We start from the raw sequence: 19,984 nt of genomic DNA on the forward strand, positions 1-19,984 counted from the left end.
CACTCCGCCGCCACGGCGGCTCAGCGGTTGCCGACCGCCTGCTTCACCAGCGTCCGCCCGAAGTCCCACATCAGGCCGCTCCCCCGGTGCGCGTCGTCCATCACGTCCGTGAAGGCGTCGACGAACCGGTCGACGTCCCGCTCGGTGATGATCAGCGGCGGGATCAGCTTGATCACCTCCAGGTGGTCGCCGGAAACCTGGGTGAGAATCCGGTGCCGCTGGAGCAGCGGGACGACCACCATCTGGGCGAACAGGCCCTTCCGCGCCGCCTGGAGCGCCGTCCAGCCGGTCCGCAGCTTGAGCGACTTCGGGCGGCCGAACTCGATGCCGATCATCAGCCCGCGGCCGCGGACCTCGGCCAGCAGCTCGTACTTGTCGACCAGCGCGGCCAGCCGGTCCCGGAAGAGGTCACCGACCCGGCGGGCGTTCTCCACCACCTTCTCGTCCCGCATCACCTCCAGGGTCGCCAGTCCGGCCGCCATCGCCTGGGCGTTGGAGCCGAAGCTGGCCGAGTGCACCAGCACCCGGTCCATCGAGGAGTACACCTTCTCGAAGATCCAGCTCTTGCCGAGCGTCGCCCCGACCGGCACGTAGCCGCCGGAGAGAGCCTTGGCCGCGCAGACCAGGTCGGGCAGCACGCCCTCCTCGTGCTGGTAGGCGAAGAACTCGCCGGTCCGGCCGATCCCGGTCTGCACCTCGTCGCAGATCAGCAGCGCCTTGTGCTCGTGCAGCAGCTCCTGCGCGGCGCGCAGCCAGCCGGGCGGCGGCGCCTGCACGCCCTTGCCCTGGATCGGCTCCACGATCAGCGCCGCGACGTCCCCCTTCTTCAACTCCTTGGCCAGCGCCACGAGATCGCCGAGCGGGATGGCGGTGTCCGGCAGCAACGGGTCGAAGCCCTTGCGGAAGCCGCTCTCGCCGTTGACCGAGAGCGAGCCGGTGGTCAGCCCGTGGAACGCGTGGTCCGCGTAGAGGATCCGGCGGCGACCGGTGGCGTAGCGGGCGAACTTGAGGGCCGTCTCGACCGCCTCGGTACCGCTGTTGCCGAAGAAGACCCGGTCCAGCCCGGGCGTGTAGGAGAGCAGCCGCTCGGCGAGCAGGCCGGGCAGCGGCGAGCAGTCGAAGCGGACGAGGTCGGGCAGGTCGAGGTCCATCACCTGCTGGACGGCCGACCGCACCACCGGGTGGTGGCGCCCCAGCGCGAAGATGCCGAAGCCGGCCAGCATGTCGAGGTACTCATTGCCCTCGGCGTCGTAGAAGTACGGGCCCCGGGCCCGCTCGTAGTACTTGTCGAAGCCGATGGTGTGCAGCATCCGCGGCAGCTGCGGGTTGAGGTAGCGGCTGTGCAACTCGTAGCGCTCCGCGCCGCGTTCGGCGATCAGGGCGGCCAGGTCGAAGTGGGCCCCGGAACGAGCCCCGGTGCTGGCTTCGGTACGTGCTTCGGGTGCGTCGGGGTCAGCCGGCATGGCGCTGGTTCGCTCCTCGGGTCGGTAGCAGGTTCTTGGCGAAGGCGGCGGTCTGGGCGGCGACCCCGGTGCCGGTCAGGCCGGTCTCCTCCAGGATCTCGCCACGGGCGGCGTGCCCGAGGAACTCCTGCGGCAGGCCGAGCACCCGGACCGGGACGTCCACCTCGGCGTCCCGCAGCGCCTGGGCGATCGCGGCGCCGACGCCGCCGGTCCGGCCGTTGTCCTCGACCGTGACGACCAGCCGGTGTGCGGCGGCCAGCACGGGCAGCGCCGGGTCGACCGGCTTGACCCAGCGCGGGTCGACGACGGTCGCGGTGAACCCCTCGGCGAGCAGCAGCCGGGCCGCGTCCAGCCCGGCGGCCGCGGTGGTGCCGACGGCGACCAGCAGGATCTCCGGCAGCTCCCCGGTCCGCAGCAGCACGTCCACGCCGCCGATCCGTTCGACGGCGGGGACGGCCGGCCCGATGTCGGCCTTCGGGAAGCGGACCACGGTCGGCGCGTCCGCCACGTCCACCGCCTCGCGCAGCTGCGCGCGCAGCTGGTCGGCGTCGCGCGGTGCGGCCAGCCGCAGGCCGGGGACGACCTGGAGGATCGACATGTCCCACATGCCGTTGTGCGAGGCACCGTCCGGCCCGGTCACCCCGGAGCGGTCCAGCACGAAGGTGACGCCGAGCCGGTGCAGGGCGACGTCCATCAGCACCTGGTCGAAGGCCCGGTTGAGGAAGGTGGCGTACACGGCCACCACCGGGTGCAGCCCGCCGGTGGCCAGCCCGGCCGCGCTGGTCACGGCGTGCTGCTCGGCGATCCCGACGTCGAAGATCCGCTCGGGGTACGCCTTGGCGAACTTGGCCAGGCCCACCGGCTGGAGCATCGCGGCGGTGATCGCGACGACGTCCGGCCGCTCCGCGCCGAGCGCGAGCATCTCGTCGCCGAAGACGGATGTCCAGGAGACCCCGCCGCTGGGCGAGATCGGCAGGCAGGTGTACGGGTCGATCGGGCCCACGGCGTGGAACCGGTCCGCCTCGTCCTGCTCGGCCGGCTGGTAGCCGCGGCCCTTGACGGTCAGGCAGTGCACGATCACCGGCCCGCCGAAGCCGCGCGCCTGGCGCAGTGCCTGCTCCACGGCGGCGAGGTCGTGACCGTCGATCGGCCCGAGGTACTTGAGCCCGAGGTCCTCGAACATGCCCTGCGGGGCGAAGGCGTCCTTGAACCCCTTCTTGGCGCCGTGCAGCGCGTCGAAGATCGGTTGCCCGACCAGCGGGGTGCGCTGGAGCGCGCCCTTGCCGAGGGCGAGGAAGCGCTCGTAACCCTGGGTGGTGCGCAGCGTGGCGAGGTGGTTGGCGAGGCCGCCGATGGTCCTGGCGTAGGAGCGCTCGTTGTCGTTGACGACGATGACCAGCGGCCGGTCCCGCGCCTCGGCGATGTTGTTGAGCGCCTCCCACGCGAGCCCGCCGGTGAGCGCGCCGTCGCCGATCACCGCGACGGTCTGCCGGTCGGGCTGGCCGAGCAGCTGGGCCGCCTTGGCGAGCCCGTCGGCGTACGAGAGGGCGGTGGAGGCGTGCGAGTTCTCGACGAGGTCGTGTTCGGACTCGGCGCGCGAGGGATAACCGGAGAGCCCGCCCTTGCTGCGGAGTCCGGAGAAGTCCTGGCGGCCGGTGAGCAGTTTGTGGACGTAGCTCTGGTGGCCGGTGTCCCAGACGATCCGGTCGTAGGGCGAGTCGAAGACCCGGTGCAGGGCGATGGTCAGCTCCACCACGCCGAGGTTCGGGCCGAGATGGCCGCCGGTCCTGGTGACGGCGTCGATCAGGAAGTCGCGGATCTCGTCGGCGAGGAGCGGGAGGTCGGCGGCCGGCATCTTCCGCAGGTCGGCCGGGGACTTGACGCTGGAGAGCAGTGACATGTGTTCACCTCAGGACTCGGAGCTGTGTGGCGGCCCCCCTGGGCGGGGTCGTCCGGCACGGGAGGCTGTTCCCGTGCCGGACGGGGTGCGGTCAGTGACCGCGGTTGGCGCCGATGGTCTCGGTGACGGCGCGCAGGGACTCCTTGAGCGAGCCCATGGTGGCGAGGACGGCGGTCGGCTCGTAGCCGCAGTGCGCCATGCAGTTGGCGCAGCGGGCGTCCTTGCCGCGGCCGTACTTCGACCAGTCGGTCTTCTCGATCAGTTCGCGGTAGGTGGGCACGTACCCGTCGGCCATCAGGTAGCAGGGGCGCTGCCAGCCGAAGAGCGAGTAGTTGGGGATGCCCCAGGCGGTGCACTCGAAGTCGACCTTGCCCTCCAGGAAGTCCAGGAAGAGCGGGCTGTGGTTGAGCCGCCAGCGCCGCCGGTTGCCGCCGGCGAAGGTCTTGCGGAAGAGCTCCCTGGTCTGCTCGACGCCGAGGAAGTGCTCCTGGTCGGGGGCCTTCTCGTAGGCGAATGCCGGGGAGATCATCATCTCGTCGACCTTGAGGTCGTCGTTGAGGTAGTCGAGCACGTCGATGATGGTCTGCGGGGTGTCGGTGTTGAAGAAGGTGCTGTTGGTGGTGACCCGGAAGCCCCGCCGCTTGGCTTCCTTGATCGCCTCGACGGCCTCGTCGAAGGTGCCCTCCTTGGCCACCGAGGCGTCGTGCCGCTCGCGCAGCCCGTCGATGTGCACGGTGAAGGTGAAGTACGGCGAGGGCTTGAACTTGTCCAGCTTCTTGCGCAGCAGCAGCGCGTTGGTGCAGAGGAAGACGTACTTGCGGCGCTCGACCAGCTGGCGCACGATCTCGTCGATCTGCGGGTGCATCAGCGGCTCGCCGCCGGCGATCGAGACCATCGGGGCACCCGACTCCAGCACCGCGCCGACCGCCTGGGCCACCGGCATCCGCTGCTTCAGCACGCCCGCCGGGTGCTGGATCTTGCCGCACCCCTCACAGGCCAGGTTGCAGGCGAAGAGCGGTTCCAGTTCGACGATCAGCGGGAACTTCTCCCGCCGCTTGAGCTTCTGCTGCATGAGGTAGGTGCCGACTCGCACGGTCTGGCGCAGCGGCATGGCCATGGCTAGCTCGCCTCCTGAGGGAGCGTCGAGGATGTGGGGTGGTTGCTGGTGCCGGGCGCCGGGCGAGGCCGGACCGGCTGGTTCGTTTCGTGCCAGTCGACCAGGGCGGGCACGGTGGCCCGCAGCGTCCGCCAGGCCCGGACGCCGGCCGGCAGGGTGCCCGGGCGCAGCAGTTCGTGCTCGGGGGTGTCGACCACCACCCGCAGCACGGCCGCGGGCAGGGCCGGACGGAGCTCCTGGAGGGCGGCGAGGACGGCGGCGGCCTCCATGTCGACGGCGAGCGCGCCCTGCAGGTGCAGGGCGCGCCGCTCCAGGCCGCGCACCACGTGGTCGGCGGTGTGGTGCACGCCGTTGTGGGCTGTCAGGCCGAGCACCTTGAGGGCCCGGGTGAGTTCCGGGCCGGAGTCGACGGCGAAGAGGTTCCCCTCGGCATCGCGCACCCCGTTCGCGACGATGACGTCACCGGGCGCCATTCCCGGTGCGACGGCCGCGCCGAAGCCGGCCACCACGACGGCGCCGTAGCCGCCGGGGGCCGAGGTGAGCAGCCGTCGGACGGCGTGCGAGGCCCGCCGGCGGCCCACGCCGGTGCGCACCAGCACCGGTGGGCCCCCGGCCGCGCCGTGCCAGTCCCCTCCGCGCAGGGCCCAGACCTCGGGGCCGAGCGCGCAGAGCACCAGCAGGGGAGCACGGTTCACCGGGACGCCCCGATCGCCGGGGTGCCGGTCGCGTCCCGGCCGGTGGCGGGGCTTCCGTGCAGGTACCGGCCGAGCGCGGTGACCGGGAAGACCAGCCGGTACAGGTGGTAGTTGATGGAGAAGTCCCACGGGAAGCCCGTCCCCGTGAACTGCGGCTCGTCCCAGGTGCCCTCGGGCAGCTGCGTGCGGACCAGCCAGTCGACGCCGCCCTCGACCGCCGGGTTGGCCCGGCCGTCCGGGCCCTCGCCGGCCGCGAGCAGCGCCATCAGCGCCCAGGCGGTCTGCGAGGCCGTGGAGTCACCGCGCCCGGCCCAGCGGGCCGGGTCCTCGTAGGACCGCATGTCCTCGCCCCAGCCGCCGTCGGTGTTCTGCCGGTCCTCCAGCCAGCGGACGGCGCGGCGGATCGCCGGGTGCTCGTCCGGGACGCCGGCGGCGACCAGGGCGGGCAGCACCGAGCCGGTGCCGTAGATGTAGTTGGTGCCCCAGCGGCCGAACCAGGATCCGTCGGCCTCCTGGTTGCGCAGCAGCCACTCCACGCCCCGGCGGGTGCGCGGGTCCTTGCCCTTGCCGACCTCGGCGAGCATCTCCACCACATGGGCGGTGACGTCGGCGGACGGCGGGTCGACCACCTCGCCGAAGTCGCAGAACGGCAGCTTGTTCGGCAGGGTGCTGGTGTTGTCGACATCGAACGCGCCCCAGGCGCCGTTCTTGGACTGCATACCGAGGTTCCAGCCGACGCCCCGGTCGACGGCTCCGGTCACCTTGGCGGGGTCGGGGTGGGCGACCCGGCGCAGCGCGAGCACCACCTCGGCGGTGTCGTCGATGTCGGGGTAGGTGTCGTTCTCGAACTCGAAGGCCCAGCCGCCGGGGGCCAGCGAGGGCCGCTGGACGGACCAGTCGCCGCGCCGGGTGATCTCCTCGGCGAGCATCCAGTCGACGGCGGAGACCAGTGCGGGGTGGTCGGCCGGCACGCCGGCGTCGGCGAGGGCGATGGTGGCCAGGCAGGTGTCCCAGACCGGGGACTGGCAGGCCTCCAGCCAGCGGCGGCCGTCCTCGGTGTGCACGGTGAAGCGGTCGAAGGAGGAGAGCCCGGCCTGCATGACCGGGTGGTCGAGCTCGTAGCCCTCCAGGTGCAGGGCGATCAGCGAGTAGACCGCGGGCGGCTGGATGCCGCCCCAGCAGCCGTCCGCCTCCTGCCGTTCGACGATCCAGCGGCAGGCCTGGGAGAGGGCGAGCCGGCGCAGCGGGCGCAGCGCCCGGTGGTGGTAGGCGTGCAGCACCTTGTCCAGGCGTTCGAACAGGCCGTCCCAGGTGGTGGCGGGGGCGAGCGGGCGCTCGGGGAAGGGGTGCTCGGGGTCGGTGTGCAGCTCGGTGAGCGGGAAGGGCGCGGGGCGGACCGGGCGGTGGGCCGAGACGATGGTCAGCGGAACGATGGTCTGCCGGGCCCAGCAGCCGAAGGCGTAGATGTTCAGCGGGAGCCACCTGGGCACGAAGATGATCTCGGGCGGCATCTCCGGCAGCCGCTCCCAGGGCCACCAGCCGAAGAGGGCGAGCCAGATCCGGGTGAAGACCCGGGCGGCCGCGATGCCGCCGGCGGACCGCACGTAGCGGGCGGCGGCGAGCATGTGGGGGGCGTTCGGGTCGTCGCCGGCCAGCTTGAGGGCGACGTACGCCTCGACGGTGGTGGAGAGCTCGGCCGGTCCGCCGTGGAAGGTGGACCAGGTTCCGTCCTCCCGCTGCTGGGAGCGGATCCACTCGGCGGTGGCCTTGGTCTGGTCCTCCGTCCGGATCCCGAGGAACTGTCGGAGCAGTAAGTCCTCGGCGTCCATGGTGACGTTGGTTTCGAGGTCGCCCTTCCACCAGCCTTCGGAGCTCTGCAGTGAGAGCAGGTGGGTGGTGGCGCGGGCCAGCGCCTCCTCGGCCGAGGCCGGCCCGTGTTGCTGCTGGTCGGGGCGGTCGGCCGGTCCGGCCGGCTCGGCCCCTGCGGGCTGCCACCGCCCGGCGCTCAGCAGCGCCGGGGGGCGGTCGCCCACCGCGACCGGCTCGGAATCGTACTCAGGGTCGAGCCGGCCGTCCGCGGTTGCTGTCAACGTAACGTCACCTCTCTCGTACCACCACGAATTCGGCGAGCGCGACGAAGTGCTCGCGCACCGCGTCGGGCATGGGCACCTCGTCCAGGGCGGCGAGGGCAGTCGTGTGCTGGCGGCGGGCCTCCTCCTGGGTCCAGGCGCGGCCGCCGGCCTCCTCGATCAGGGCGGCGCGGGCGGCCAGCTCGGGCTCGCTCTCCTCGCCGCGGCCCTTCGGGTCGGCGAGCTCTCCGGCGAGCCGGCGGGAGGCGGCGCCGCCCTCGGCGAGGGCGGCGGCGACCGGCAGGGACTTCTTGCGCTGGCGCAGGTCGCCCCAGTGCGGCTTGCCGGTGACCTCGGTGGCGCCCCAGATGCCGAGCAGGTCGTCCACGGCCTGGAAGGCCAGGCCCAGGTGGTGGCCGTAGCGCTGGAGGGCGTCCGAGACGCGGTCGTCGGCGCCGGCCAGAACGGCGCCGATGGCGGAGGCTGCGGCGAGCAGGGCGGCGGTCTTGCCGCCCTCCATCTCCAGGCATTCGGCGACGGTGACGCTGTCGCGTTGTTCGAAGGCGACGTCCATGGCCTGGCCGTCGATGAGCCCGCGGGTGGCGGTGGTGAGCAGCCGGACGGCGCGTGCGGCGTCGGTGGCGCTCGCCCCGCCGACGGCACCGGCAGTGCCGGCGTCGAGCAGCACCTCCGTACCGAGTGTCGCCAGGGCGTCGCCGACCAGGATCGCCTGGGCCGGACCGAAGACCGTCCAGGCGGTGGCCCGGTGCCGTCTGGTCTCGTCACCGTCCATCAGATCATCATGGAGCAGGGAGAAGTTGTGCACCAGTTCAACAGCCACCCCGCCGGGCACTCCGGCCTCGGCCGGGGCGCCGACGGCCTGGGCGGAGAGCAGCGCCAGGGCCGGGCGGACGGCTTTGCCGCCGTCCCCCGCGGACGGTGTGCCGTCCCGGTCGATCCAGCCGAAGTGGTAGGCCGCGACGGTGTCCATCGGTGCGGCCAGACGGGCGACGGCGGCCTTCAGCGGTGGGGTGCAGAGCGTGCGGCTGCGGGCGAGCAGCTCCGGCACCGAGACCGGTTCGGCGTGCGCCGTGCCTCCGACGGCAGTGCCGGTGCGTGACTCCACGTGCGTTCCCTCTCCCTGGTGGTGCCGGGCCGCACGGGACGGCCGGGCGCTGGCGATGTCGATGAGACCGGTACGGGCGGCGGGGCCGGCGGCTCTCGCGGGGTCACCGGCGGCGGGGCCCTGCGTCACCTGGGCCACCTCCCGTCGGCGCGGTCCACCGGAAGGCGGGTGCCGGCGCCGGCGAGCGCGGCGTCGGCCGCGGCGTGGCCGCTGCGGACGGCACCTTCCATGGTCGCGGGCCAGCCGGTGGCCGTCCACGCGCCCGCCAGCAGCAGGCCGGGGACCTTCGTCCGGGCGGACGGGCGCAGGGCAGCGGTGCCCGGGGCCGGGTCGAAGGTGGCGGTGCGTTCCCTGGTGACGAAGAAGTCCAGCACCTCGGCCCCGCCGGCGGCGGGGAGCAGCCGGGCCAGCTCCGGCAGGTAGCGGCGGCGCAGCTCGGCGACGGGCAGGTCGATCTCGTCCTGCACGGCGGACTGCGAGAGCGCCAGGTACTGGGCGCCGGGGTGGGCCCGCCCCGCTTCGGTGCCGGCCAGGCCGGAGTGCGCGGTGCGGTCGAACACCCACTGCACCGGGGAGCCGAGCGCGGCGAAGAAGGGGCGGCGCAGCACCTTGCGGTCGTAGATCACGTGGACGTTGAGGATCGGCGCGGTGCCGAAGCCGGCGAGCCGCTGCTGCCCGTCGACGGCGTCCGGCGGCAGCAGGGCGGCCGCGGTGTCCTGGGCACCGGCCAGCACCACGGTGTCGGCGGTGAGCAGCTCGCCGCCCTCCAGCCGGACGGCGTGCTGCGGGGCGGCGGGCTTGAGCTCGGCCGCGCGGGCGCGCAGCAGCACCTTCACGCCGGCGCGCTCCAGCTCGGCGAGCGCCCGGTCGTGGTGGATCGTGCCGAGCGGGACGGCGGCCATGCCGATGTCGGAGGCGCCCGGGTCGGAGAGCAGGCCGGTCTTGAAGACCATCGCGGCCAGGGCCAGGGACACCTGGTCGGCCCGGGCGTTCAGGGTGGCGACACCGACCAGGTCCCAGAGCGCGGCGATGGTCCGCGCGTTCTGCCCGTTGCCGCGCAGCCAGTCGCCGAAGGAGACGGCGTCCAGCGCGGGATCGGCGAGGTCGAGGCCCTGGAGGGCCAGCGCGCCGCGGACCACCCGGGCCCGGTCGGCCGGGCCCAGGTGCGGGTAGCGGGCCAGGCTGCCGGCCAGGTGCAGCGGGACGGGCAGGCCGGCCCGGCGGAGCCGGCCCAGCGTGCGCACCGACGCCCCGGCGGGCCCGGAGACACCGAGCACCGGGACGTCGAGCCGGTCCTGGAGGTGCACCAGCCGGGCCGCGCCGAGCCGCTCGATCAGGCCGCGGTAGGCGGTGCAGCAGCGCAGGTAGACGTGCTGGCCGTTGTCGACGGTCAGCTCGCCGCGCTGGAACGAGAAGGCCAGCCCGCCCAGCCGGGGTCGCCCCTCGACCAGGGTGACCCGGTGGTCCGCCTCGGCCAGCCGCAGGGCGGCGGTGATGCCCGCCAGGCCGCCGCCGACCACGACAGCGGCCGGGCGCGCGGCATCGGCTCGCCCGGTCATCGGCCCTCCCCCTCGTGTCCTGCGCCCGGCCCTGTCCCGCCCGGAGCGCTCGTGGTCGACTTCGTGCCCGTCACGGTGGACAGCACAGGACCACCCAGCAGTGATTCCCCGCTGACACAGCGTGACAGAACTGCGGTGAGAATCAAGAACGCCCCCCGGCGAGCCCGGAAAGCGCGACGTACGCCTTCTCCCAGCCCGGAAGCGAGACCCGGCCGCGCAGGACCGACTCCGGGTCGGCGGCGATCCGGCCGAGCAGCCGGTGGTAGATGCCGGCCATCGCCGCAGTGCAGGCCCGGCTGCGGCGGTCGAGCATCGGCAGCAGCCGCAGGCCCTCCTCGAAGGCGGCCTGGGCCCGGGCGGCCTCGAACGCCACCAGGCCGGTGAAGTCCGCGCCGACCGGCGGCTTGGGCAGCGCGAAGCCCTGCTCGCAGCCGAACCGGACGAGGTCCTCGGAGGGCAGGTAGGTGCGGCCGTTCAGAGCGTCCTCGCGCAGGTCGCGCAGGATGTTGGTGAGCTGCAGGGCCAGGCCCAGGGTGTCGGCGTAGTGCGCGCCGCGCTCCGGGTCGTCGCAGCCGTACACGCCGAGCGAGAGCCGGCCGATCGCGCCCGCGACGCAGCGGCAGTAGACCTGCAGCTCCTCGTACGTCTGGTACTCGGCGCCCTTGAGGTCCATCTCGACGCCGTCGATGAGCTCGTCGAAGCCGCCGAGCGGGATCGGGAAGCGCCGGGCGGCGTCCGCCAGGGCGATCTTGATCGGGTCGGTGTCGTCCTCGGCGACCGCGCCGGCGCGGACCTCGTCCAGCAGCTCGCGGGTGCGCAGGAGCGCCTCGGCCTTGCGGTCGGCGGGGAGGTCCCCGTCGCCGATGTCGTCGACCCGGCGGGCCAGGGCGTACAGGGCCGACATGGCCAGCCGCTTCGGCTCCGGCAGCAGGCGGATGCCGTAGCTGAAGTTGCGGGCCTGCAGTCCGGTGACTGCCTCGCAGTACCGGTACGCCGCCATGACCTGCGCCGACGCCAGTGGTGATGCCGCCACTCGGGCGTTCACCTTCCCTTCGCGAAGATGGCCGCCGCCTTCGCTGCGAGGCGGCGCTTGTCGGGCTTCGCCTGCTGGGCGAGCACGTCGTACCCGGCGTCCTCGATGGCTGCCAGGGCCGCGTACCCGCCGGCGGTGAATCCCGCCAGGAGCAGTCGAAGCCTCCCCCGAACCGTACCTACCAATGGCGCGCCGCGGTCGAGCAGGGTGCGGGCCCGGGCGACCTCGAAGGCGACCAGCTCACGGACGGCGCCGCTCGCGGTCGGGGCGGCGAGCTCCTCCTCGGTGACGCCGAAGCGGGCCAGGTCCTCGGCCGGGAGGTAGATCCGGCCGCAGGCGAGGTCCTCGGCGACGTCCTGGAGGTGTTCGACCACCTGGAGGGCGCTGCAGACGGCGTCGGACAGCTCGATCCGCTCCGGGGTGGAGACGCCGGCGATCGCCAGCACCAGGCGGCCCACCGGGTCGGCGGAGAGCGTGCAGTAGCCGAGCAGGTCCTGGTAGGTGGCGTAGCGGGCAGTGGTCTGGTCCACCCGGTTGGCCTCGATCAGCCGGCGGAACGGCTCCGGGGTCAGCCCGTGCCGGTCCACCAGCGGGACGAGGGCGCGCAGCAGCGGGTGGCGGGGGCCCTCGGCGGTCCCGGGGTGCAGCGCTGCCACGAACACCCGGTCGAGGTCCTGCTCCAGCCCGTCGAGCAGCGCGAGGCGGAACGCCACCTCCGCAGGACCGGGCGGGCCGCTCTGGGCCGAAGGGGTGGCCGGGGTCGTCGCCGGAGCCCCGCCAGGGGGCCGCTCGGCGATCCCGAGCAGACGGGCGGCGCCGGCCGGGTCGGCCAGGTCGCCGTCGCCGGCGTCGTCCACCAGACGGGCGAAGCCGTAGACCGCCATCAGGTCGTCGCGCCAGGCGGCGGGCAGGAAGAACGGGGCGACCGGGAAGTTCTCCGCGCTCGCCTTGTCCAGCGTCACCCCCGCTGAACGGTCCGCTGGCTCACTACTGGGCTGGGCCGAAGCCGACACTGCTGTCACTCCCCCGTTCTACACCGCTCCGCACGACCGGCCCGAGTCGGACACGCGTCCGATACCGGGAGTCCCGTCCGACACACCACCCCCGTGACTTACAGCCTGACACCACCGACCTCGCCGGGAAAGACCGCCCCACCCGGCGCGCGGGCCGCTCACCCGCGCAGCGGCGGGCCACCCGGGGTACCCCCCGGGGCGCGCGAGGGGCGCGCGACCGGCCGGGCGTGCGGGCACGGGGGCGCACGCACGACGGAGGGCCGGCGGCCGGGCTGACCCGGTCACCGGCCCTCCGTTCGGGCCAGGCAGGCGCTACGGGCGCTCGCCGCGCTCGTAACGGCCCACGACCTCCTCGGTCGGGCCGTCCATCACCAGCTCGCCGGCCTCGATCCAGATGGTCCGCTCGCAGACCTCGCGGATCGAGTTGTTGTCGTGGCTGACCAGGAAGACGGTGCCGGCGGACCCACGCAGCTCGTCGATCCGCTTCTTGCTGCGCTGCTGGAACGCCTGGTCGCCGGTGGCCAGCGCCTCGTCGATCAGCAGCACGTCGTGGGTCTTGGCCGCCGCGATGGAGAACCGCAGGCGGGCACCCATGCCGGAGGAGTAGGTGCGCATCGGCAGCGAGATGAAGTCGCCCTTGTCGTTGATGCCCGAGAACTCGACGATGTCGTTGTAGCGCTCCCGCACCTGGGCGGGCGTCATCCCCATCGCCAGGCAGCCGAGCACCACGTTGCGCTCGCCGGTCAGCTCGTTCATCAGCGCCGCGTTGACGCCCAGCAGCGAGGGCTGGCCGTTGGTGTAGATGCCGCCCTTCTCGGTCGGAAGCAGGCCGGCGATGGCGGCCAGCATGGTCGACTTGCCGGAGCCGTTGGAGCCGATCAGGCCGATCGCCTCGCCCTTGTAGGCGGTGAAGCTGATCCCGCGCACGGCGTGCACCTCGCGCACGCCCGCGGAGCGCTTACGGCTGATGATGCGGCTGATGGCGGAGGTGGCGCTGCCCTTGCCGGAGCCCGCGCCGTGCACCCGGTAGACGATGTGCACGTCGTCGACGACGACGGTGGGCTCGCGGGCCACCTCGGTGTCCTGCACGGTCTGGCCCTTTCCCAGGTCGGTGTCAGCCACGGCCGTACTCCTCCTCGGCCTTCCAGAAGAAGACGTATCCGATCACGAACATCCCGACCGCCCAGCCGATCCCGTACACCCACTGGTGCGGCGGCAGCTCCTGGTACTGCGCCTGGTGCTTGTTGTAGATGACCGGGGCGAAAGCGTGCCGGACCAGGTCCATGTAGACCGAGGCCGGGTTGAGCTGCATCACCTTCTGCCAGAACGGCGGCCAGCCGTTGATCTTGTCCTGGATGCTGAACATCACGCCGGAGAGGAACATCCAGGCCCGCATCGCGAACGGGATCAGCTGGGAGATGTCGCTGGTCTTGGAGCCGATCCGCGCCATGACCAGCGCCACGCCGGTGTTGAACATCGACTGCAGGAGCAGGGCCGGGACCACCGCCAGCCAAGTCCGGCCCGGCGCGATCCCGCTCGCCAGCACGACGCCGACCAGCACCACCATCGAGATCAGCAGCTGCTGGAGCTGGATCACCGTGAAGGCGATCGGCAGCGAGGCGCGGGGGAAGTGCAGCGCTCGGATCAGCCCGAGGTTGTCGGAGATCGCCCGGGTGCCGGACTGCACCGCGTTCTGGGTGAACTGGAAGACGAAGACGCCGATGCAGAGCCAGGCGGTGTACGTGCCGGCCGGGAAGTTGTCCTTGCTCTGCAGGATCACGCCGAAGACCAGGTAGAACACCGCGCAGTTGAGCAGCGGGGTCACGACCTGCCAGAGCTGGCCGAGCTTGGCGTCGGTGTACTGGGCCACCAGGCGGGCGGTGGCGAACGCCCAGATGAAGTGCCGCCGGGCCCAGAGCTGCTTGGTGTAGGCGACGAGGCCGGGCCGTCTGCCACTCACCGCCAGACCGTACTTGTCCGCAAGCTGCTTGGGGGTCAGGCCCGCGTCTGCCCCCCTCGGGGCCGAGAGGCTGACGGGTTCACTCACTGTCGACACATTCGTCCTTCGCGCGGGATCGTCGGGGCGGGCCGGTCGGCGGGGGTCCGCCGGCCTTGCGCCGAGGGGGATCCACTCGGATCACGGGGGAGTCCGGCCGGTGTGTGGTCACCGGCCGCTGCGATCGGACGACCGTACGACGTCTGAACCGTACGGTTCAAATCACCGCACAGCCGCCCAACCATACGATCAGATGACCGGTGGCCGGCCCAGCCTGGTCAGTTGCCAAACGGTACGCCATCGCATGGGCCGCCGCGTACCGCAGGATTCGCGCCAGCCCGCCCGGAATCCGCCCCACCAGGCCTTCAGCGCCTCCGGGGAGGGGCGGCGGGCCAGGGTGAGCAGGAACCAGGTTCCCAGGTAGAGAGGCACGAACAGGGCCGGAAGGTTCCGTCGGGCGAGCCACACCCTGTTGCGGGCCACGTTGTGGAAGTACGAGGCGTGCCGGGCCGGCGAGGTGGTCGGGTGGTGCAGGACCACGTCCGCCCGGTAGTCGATGGCCCAGCCGGCGTCCAGCGCGCGCCAGGCGAGGTCGGTCTCCTCGTGCGCGTAGAAGAACTCGGCGGGCAGCTGGCCGGCCTGCTCGAACACCGCGCAGCGCACGGCGCTGGCGCCGCCCAGGAAGGTGGTCACCCGGGAGGAGCGCAGCGGGTCGCTGGCGCGCAGCCGGGGCACGTGCCGGCGCTGGGTGACGCCGGTGTCCGGGTCGGCGATCCGGAAGCTGACGATGCCGAGCTCCGGGTCTGCGGTGAAGGCCTCGCGCAGCAGCCGGGCGGAGTCGGTGCCCGGCAGTCGGCCGTCGTCGTCCAGGAAGAGGACGGCGTCGACGTCCCGGCCGTTCTTGCCGAACAGCTCGATGCCGACGTTGCGGCCGCCCGGGATGCCGAGGTTCTCCGGCAGCTCGACGGCGCGCACGTCCGCCGGGAGCGGCGGCAGCGGGGCGCCGTTGGCGACCACGGCCAGCTCGACCGCGGGGCCCTCCTGGGCGCGGACCGACTCGATCAGGGCGTTCAGCTCGTCCGGGCGGTTGCCCATCGTGATGATGACCGCGCCGAGCCGGAAGGTGTCGGTGGTCGTGCCCACGGCGCTCATCGCAGCCTGCTGGAGAGGACGATGCTCAGCAGGTGCAGCACGGTCTGCAGCGTGGCGATCGCGGCCAGCACGACCACCGCGAGGCGGGTGAAGAACAGCCCGCCGTGCACCGCGTCCGCGACGCCGGCGGCGAGGATGAACAGCGAGGCCTCGACCGCGCCGACCAGCCGGTGGAACTTCAGCAGGGACGCCGCCCGGCGGGCCTTGGCGATGCCGGCCGAGCGCGGCACCGAGGCGCTGTCCTCGACCGCCGTCATGCCGCTGCGGGCGCGGGCCACGTCGACCAGGTCGGTCTCGGACTTGATCAGGATGGCGCCGAGCGCGGCCAGCGTGCCGAGGAAGGCCCACTCCCAGTGGGAGCCGCCGCCGCGGTGGAGCAGGTCGGTGGCGCGCAGCCCGAGGCCGGTCAGCAGGGCCGCCTCGGACATGTAATGGCCGACCCGGTCCAGGTAGACGCCGGTGAGCGAGGTCTGCCGGCGCCAGCGGGCCACCTCGCCGTCCACGCAGTCCAGCAGCAGGTAGACCTGGATGAGCAGGGCGCCGAGGACCGCACCGGCGAGGCCGGGAACGACCAGGGCGACACCGGCCAGGATGCCGGTGAACATCATCAGGTAGGTCAGGCCGTTGGGCGTGATCGCCGTCACGGTGGAGAGCACGCGGGTGATCCGCAGCGAGATCTTCCGCATGTAGAGGCGGCCGGCCCAGTGCTCGGCGCTGCGGCGCTGGAGCATGCCCTCCGGGTGGATCACCGCGCGCAGTTCCTCGATCGAGGGGCGGCGGGTCAGGTCCACCGGGGCCGGGGAGGAGCCCTTCGTGGAAGGGTCAGCTGTTGACGGCTTGGACATAGTCGGCGTACGCGTCCCTGATTGCGGAAGGGGAGAGGTCGAGGTGTTCAAGGATGGTGAAGCGGCCCGGGCGGGTGTTCGGAGCGTAGTGCACCGCTTCGGTGAACTCCGCCTCGGTGAAGCCGATCTGAGCTGCGGTCACCGGCAGTCCGTGGCGCGCCAGGCGCTCCACGATCAGGCCGGTCAGCTCGCGCTCGCCCCGCAGGAAGCTGGCGAAGGCGGCCCCGAGGCCGACCTGCTCTCCGTGCTGGGCGGACCGCTTGGGATACAGCACGTCCAGGGCATGCGAGATCTCGTGGCAGGCGCCCGAGGAGGGCCGGGTGCTGCCCGCGATGTTCATCGCGATGCCGGACAGTACCAGGGCTTCAGCGAGCGCCGTGAGGAGGTCCTGATCCCGAAGGTTTCCTGGGTGCCGCAGCAGGTTCTCGCCCGCCGAACGGGCCATCGCGACGGCCAGTCCGTCCACCGGCTCGCCCGTCTCGGCGTGCGAGAGCTCCCAGTCGGCGCAGGCCGAGATGTTGGAGATGACGTCGCCGATGCCGGCCGCCACGAACCGCGGCGGGGCCTGCCGGATCACGTCCAGGTCGACCACGATGCCGATCGGGCTGGGCACCCCGTAGGAGCCCCGGCCGGCGTCGTTGTCGAGGGTGGAGACGGGTGAGCAGATGCCGTCGTGGGCGAGGTTGGTCGCGACCGCGACCAGCGGCAGGCCGACCCGGGCGGCGGCGTACTTGGCGGCGTCGATGATCTTGCCGCCGCCGAGGCCGACGATGGCGTCGTAGTGCCCGCCGCGCATCGCCTCGGCCAGCCGGACCGCGCTGTCCAGGCTGCCGTCGTCCACGTTGTACCAGTCGGCGCCGGGCAGGGCCGGCTCCAGCCGCTCGCGCAGCACCGCCCCCGAGCCGTTGCTGATCGCCACCGCGATCCGGCCCGAGGCGGAGAGCCGCTGGTCGGCGAGGATGCCGCCGAGCGCGTCCAGCGCGCCCGAGCGGATCTCGACGAAGACCGGCGACGGCACCAGCCGGGTCAGTACTGGCACGCGATCTCCCGCGCCTTCGCCAGGTCCTCGTGGTTGTCGACCTCGACCCACGAGACCTCGCCGATCGGCTGCACGTCGATCCGCAGGCCGCGCTCGACCATCTCCTGGTAGCCGTCCTCGTAGTACAGCTGCGGGTCACGCTCGTAGGTGGCGCGCAGCGCGTCGGTGAGGTCGGCGGCGGCGGCGGGGTTGATCACGGTGACGCCGATGTACTCGCCGGTGGCCTCGGCCGGGTCCATCAGCTTGGTGATGCGCCGCATGCCGGCGGCCGGGTCGACGACGACCTTCATCTCCTCGTCGGCGAGCTTCTTCACCGTGTCGAGGGCGAGCAGGATGCCGGGCTCACGGCCCTCGGCGGCCAGCCGGGCGTTGCCCTCCAGCATGGTGCGCTGGACCGAGGCGGGGTGGACGGTGTCGCCGTTGGCGAGCAGCAGGCCCTCGGCGAAGAGCTCGCGGGCGCACCAGAGGGAGTAGGCGTTGTTCCACTCCTCGGCCTTGTCGTTCTCGACCAGGGTGAGCTTGACGCCGTACTTCTGCTCCAGCGCCGCCTTGCGGTCGTACACCGCCTCCTTGCGGTAGCCGACGACGATCGCCGCCTCGCGCAGGCCGACCTCGGCGAAGTTGCCGAGGGTGAGGTCCAGGACGGTCCGCTCCCCGTCGACCGGCACCAGCGCCTTCGGCAGGGTGTCGGTGTACGGGCGCAGCCGGCGGCCGGCGCCGGCTGCCAGAACGAGGCCGATCATGCGGGGGTCTCCTGATCCGTCGTGCTGTGCTGATCCGTCGGGCCGTGCCGGTCCGTCGGGCCGTGCCGCTCCGTGGGCGGTGCGCTGCCGCGGGCCGTCGGATGGCACGCCGATGCCGGTGAGAATGCGGGCACCGTGTCGTATGTGATGGTAGGCGACCGCGGCGACCGGCCCGAACGCGGCCGGGGGCGGCGTCCGGGCCCAGGGGGGGCGGTGAGCACGGCGGTCGGGGACGGTCGTGAAGGAGAGGTGGCGCCGAAGTGTCGGTTCTCCGTACGTATGCCGCCGGATCGAACGCGCGCCGAACGAATCCCGAACGGATCTGCTAATCCGGCGCCCATTCCGACACCAGGAATGTGCCGGGATCGGTCATGATCCGCCCGGTTGTGTGTGGGACCCCTGCGGACCGCCACCCGTACGGCAGACTGGGGCACGACGCCACCGGTGCTCCCATTGCCCCCGAAAGAGGCCTCATGCCCCAGAGTCTGCCGACCAACCCGACGCACTTCACCTCCGAGATCGACACCGGTCTCGACGTGGAGACCGACGTGACGGCCGACGTGACGTCCACCCCCGAGGCCGGGGCGTCCGAGGGGACCGGGATCCTGCTGGAGCTCGTCGACGACGAGGGCGTCACGATCGGCACCGCCGAGAAGCTCTGGGCCCACCAGCAGCCGGGCCGGCTGCACCGGGCGTTCTCGGTGTTCCTCTTCGACCGGCAGGGCCGGCTGCTGCTCCAGCGCCGCGCCCTGGGCAAGTACCACTCCCCCGGTGTCTGGTCGAACACCTGCTGCGGCCACCCGTATCCGGACGAGCCGCCGTTCGTGGCGGCCGCCCGGCGAACCGCGGAGGAGCTGGGCGTCGCGCCGGCGCTGCTCTGCGAGGCCGGCACCGTCCGGTACGACCTGCCGGACGAGGCCTCCGGCCTGATCGAGCGGGAGTGGAACCACCTGTTCGTCGGCCTGGTCACCGCGCCGGTGCAGCCGGACCCGGAGGAGGTCGACGACATCGCCTTCGTCACCGCGCAGGAGCTGCGGGAACTGCAGGCCGAGCGGCCGTTCTCGGTCTGGTTCCAGACGGTCTTCGAGGCGGCACTGCCCGGCATCCGCGAGATCGCCGGCCGGGACTGGTAAAGGCGGAGCGGGGGCCGGGACCGGGAGTGGAGGCCAGGGCCGTCGCCGGGACGGGCGGGACCGGCAGCCGGCCGTCTCCTCTCCCCGACGTCACTCCACGCCCTGCGCGTTACTCCATGTCCTCGCGGGGGATGGGCAGTGAGGCCCAGATGACCTTGCCGCCCTCCCCCGTCCGCTCCACATCGCAGACCCCGCCGGCCTGCAGCGTCACGCTCTTCACCAGCAGCAGCCCGCGCCCGCCGGTCCGCCCGGTGTCCGTCTCGAGCGCCTTCGGCCGGTACGGGTCGCCGTCCTCGACCGACACCCGCACCCAGCCGCCGCGGACCGCCAGCTCGGTGGTCACCTCCGGGGACAGCTCGGCGGCGTGCGTCACGGCGTTGCTCACCAGCTCGGAGACGATCAGCAGCACGTCGTCCACCAGCTCCTGGTAGCGCACCCCGGCCATGCCCTGGGCGAGCAGCCGGTCCCGCACCGCGTGCCGGGTCAGGGGCACCGAGGCCTCCGCGGCCGGTACCGCGAACTGCCACACCCCCTCGGCCGGCCCGGCCGCCACCCGTCTCGGCTCGGCCTCTGCCGCCCCGCTGATCTGCTCCAGCTCCACGTCCAGCCGCCCTTCGTCCGCGACCCCGGGAATCAGGCGTTCCGCTCATGGCGCCCTCGGTCCACAGAGGCTAGGAGAGCCGCCCCCGGCTCCGTGGCACCGTCGACAACTTGGCCGTGTCGGATCACCCGCGACCGGTTCCGACCGTCAGCCGGTCGCAACCCGACCGCTTCTCGCCCTCGAACCACCGATTCGCTCACCTTCGCGATCCATCCCTGCCACCCCGGCGGTCCCCGCCGGGGAAACGCAGGTGAGAAGCACTCCGGAAGCCTGGTAATGTTCTCTCTGTCGCCGAGGGGGCGAGAGAAAAGCCCCCGAAGCACACACCCCGTCCGGGTGGCGGAATGGCAGACGCGCTAGCTTGAGGTGCTAGTGCCCTTTATCGGGCGTGGGGGTTCAAGTCCCCCCTCGGACACCGCGATTCCCCGTGGGAACTCGAAAGAGTTCCCACGGGGAATTTCTCTTTTCCGGCCGCCCAGGCCTCCCCGGCCCCGTCGGCG

The 19,984-nt window shown here is 72.6% G+C and carries 17 protein-coding genes and 1 tRNA gene; 2 read left to right on the forward strand and 16 right to left on the reverse strand.

Annotated features, from left to right (window positions below; translation table 11 throughout):
• Positions 1-20: 20 nt before the first annotated feature.
• The 15 genes from OG286_RS08290 to OG286_RS08360 all read right to left on the reverse strand — a co-directional run bounded on the left by OG286_RS08290 (position 21) and on the right by OG286_RS08360 (position 17,750).
• Positions 21-1,463, reverse strand: coding sequence for an aspartate aminotransferase family protein (locus OG286_RS08290; protein WP_396320085.1), 1,443 nt, complete (start codon positions 1,461-1,463; stop codon positions 21-23).
• Positions 1,453-3,363 carry a 1-deoxy-D-xylulose-5-phosphate synthase gene (gene dxs, locus OG286_RS08295; RefSeq protein ID WP_396320084.1) on the reverse strand — a complete coding sequence of 637 codons (1,911 nt, stop codon included), beginning with the start codon at positions 3,361-3,363 and terminating at the stop codon, positions 1,453-1,455. Before dxs ends, OG286_RS08290 begins: the two co-directional genes overlap by 11 nt.
• A gap of 91 nt (positions 3,364-3,454) precedes the next feature.
• Positions 3,455-4,480 carry an adenosyl-hopene transferase HpnH gene (gene hpnH, locus OG286_RS08300; RefSeq protein ID WP_396320083.1) on the reverse strand — a complete coding sequence of 342 codons (1,026 nt, stop codon included), beginning with the start codon at positions 4,478-4,480 and terminating at the stop codon, positions 3,455-3,457.
• A gap of 2 nt (positions 4,481-4,482) precedes the next feature.
• Complete coding sequence (locus OG286_RS08305; RefSeq protein WP_396320082.1) at positions 4,483-5,175, reverse strand: 1-hydroxy-2-methyl-2-butenyl 4-diphosphate reductase; 693 nt, start codon at positions 5,173-5,175, stop codon at positions 4,483-4,485.
• Positions 5,172-7,265, reverse strand: coding sequence for a squalene--hopene cyclase (shc, locus tag OG286_RS08310; RefSeq protein WP_405362503.1), 2,094 nt, complete (start codon positions 7,263-7,265; stop codon positions 5,172-5,174). The genes OG286_RS08305 and shc overlap by 4 nt, the downstream gene beginning before the upstream one ends.
• Before the next feature lie 7 nt (positions 7,266-7,272).
• A complete protein-coding gene (locus OG286_RS08315) occupies positions 7,273-8,370 on the reverse strand; it encodes a polyprenyl synthetase family protein (RefSeq protein ID WP_396320080.1) in 1,098 nt (365 codons plus the stop codon).
• A 125-nt stretch (positions 8,371-8,495) separates the two neighbouring features.
• Positions 8,496-9,929, reverse strand: a complete 1,434-nt coding sequence (gene hpnE / locus OG286_RS08320) for a hydroxysqualene dehydroxylase HpnE (RefSeq protein WP_396320079.1) — start codon at positions 9,927-9,929, stop codon at positions 8,496-8,498.
• A 142-nt stretch (positions 9,930-10,071) separates the two neighbouring features.
• The gene (hpnD, locus tag OG286_RS08325) at positions 10,072-10,929 is read right to left on the reverse strand and encodes a presqualene diphosphate synthase HpnD (protein ID WP_396320159.1); all 858 of its coding nucleotides are present in this window, start codon (positions 10,927-10,929) and stop codon (positions 10,072-10,074) included.
• Positions 10,930-10,970: 41 nt separating this feature from the next.
• A complete protein-coding gene (hpnC, locus tag OG286_RS08330) occupies positions 10,971-11,924 on the reverse strand; it encodes a squalene synthase HpnC (protein ID WP_396320078.1) in 954 nt (317 codons plus the stop codon).
• Positions 11,925-12,287: 363 nt separating this feature from the next.
• Positions 12,288-13,097 (reverse strand): ABC transporter ATP-binding protein, encoded by an 810-nt coding sequence (locus OG286_RS08335; protein ID WP_396320077.1) that lies wholly within the window; start codon positions 13,095-13,097, stop codon positions 12,288-12,290.
• Entirely contained in the window at positions 13,090-14,031 is a 942-nt protein-coding gene (locus OG286_RS08340; RefSeq protein WP_396320076.1) for an ABC transporter permease, read from the reverse strand. Before OG286_RS08340 ends, OG286_RS08335 begins: the two co-directional genes overlap by 8 nt.
• Before the next feature lie 189 nt (positions 14,032-14,220).
• Positions 14,221-15,123 (reverse strand): glycosyltransferase family 2 protein, encoded by a 903-nt coding sequence (locus OG286_RS08345; RefSeq protein ID WP_396320075.1) that lies wholly within the window; start codon positions 15,121-15,123, stop codon positions 14,221-14,223.
• Entirely contained in the window at positions 15,120-15,854 is a 735-nt protein-coding gene (locus OG286_RS08350; RefSeq protein ID WP_396320158.1) for a CDP-alcohol phosphatidyltransferase family protein, read from the reverse strand. Before OG286_RS08350 ends, OG286_RS08345 begins: the two co-directional genes overlap by 4 nt.
• A 91-nt stretch (positions 15,855-15,945) precedes the next feature.
• Positions 15,946-17,007, reverse strand: coding sequence for an iron-containing alcohol dehydrogenase family protein (locus OG286_RS08355; protein WP_405364948.1), 1,062 nt, complete (start codon positions 17,005-17,007; stop codon positions 15,946-15,948).
• On the reverse strand, positions 16,995-17,750 hold the full coding sequence (locus tag OG286_RS08360; protein ID WP_396320073.1) for a sugar phosphate nucleotidyltransferase: 756 nt from the start codon (positions 17,748-17,750) through the stop codon (positions 16,995-16,997). The genes OG286_RS08355 and OG286_RS08360 overlap by 13 nt, the downstream gene beginning before the upstream one ends.
• Positions 17,751-18,223: 473 nt before the next feature.
• Here OG286_RS08360 and idi point away from each other — a divergent pair, with 473 nt between their 5' ends.
• The gene (gene idi / locus OG286_RS08365; protein WP_396320072.1) at positions 18,224-18,883 is read left to right on the forward strand and encodes an isopentenyl-diphosphate Delta-isomerase; all 660 of its coding nucleotides are present in this window, start codon (positions 18,224-18,226) and stop codon (positions 18,881-18,883) included.
• A 109-nt stretch (positions 18,884-18,992) separates the two neighbouring features.
• On the opposite strand, the gene OG286_RS08370 is transcribed toward idi, so the two are convergent.
• Positions 18,993-19,478: an ATP-binding protein gene (locus OG286_RS08370; RefSeq protein WP_396320157.1), complete on the reverse strand. Its 486-nt coding sequence runs from the start codon at positions 19,476-19,478 to the stop codon at positions 18,993-18,995.
• A 336-nt stretch (positions 19,479-19,814) separates the two neighbouring features.
• Here OG286_RS08370 and OG286_RS08375 point away from each other — a divergent pair.
• Positions 19,815-19,899 (forward strand) — tRNA-Leu (locus OG286_RS08375).
• Positions 19,900-19,984: the final 85 nt, after the last annotated feature.

It is taken from the genome of Kitasatospora sp. NBC_00039 (genome assembly GCF_045160625.1).
In the GTDB taxonomy this organism is placed as follows: Bacteria; Actinomycetota; Actinomycetes; order Streptomycetales; family Streptomycetaceae; genus Kitasatospora.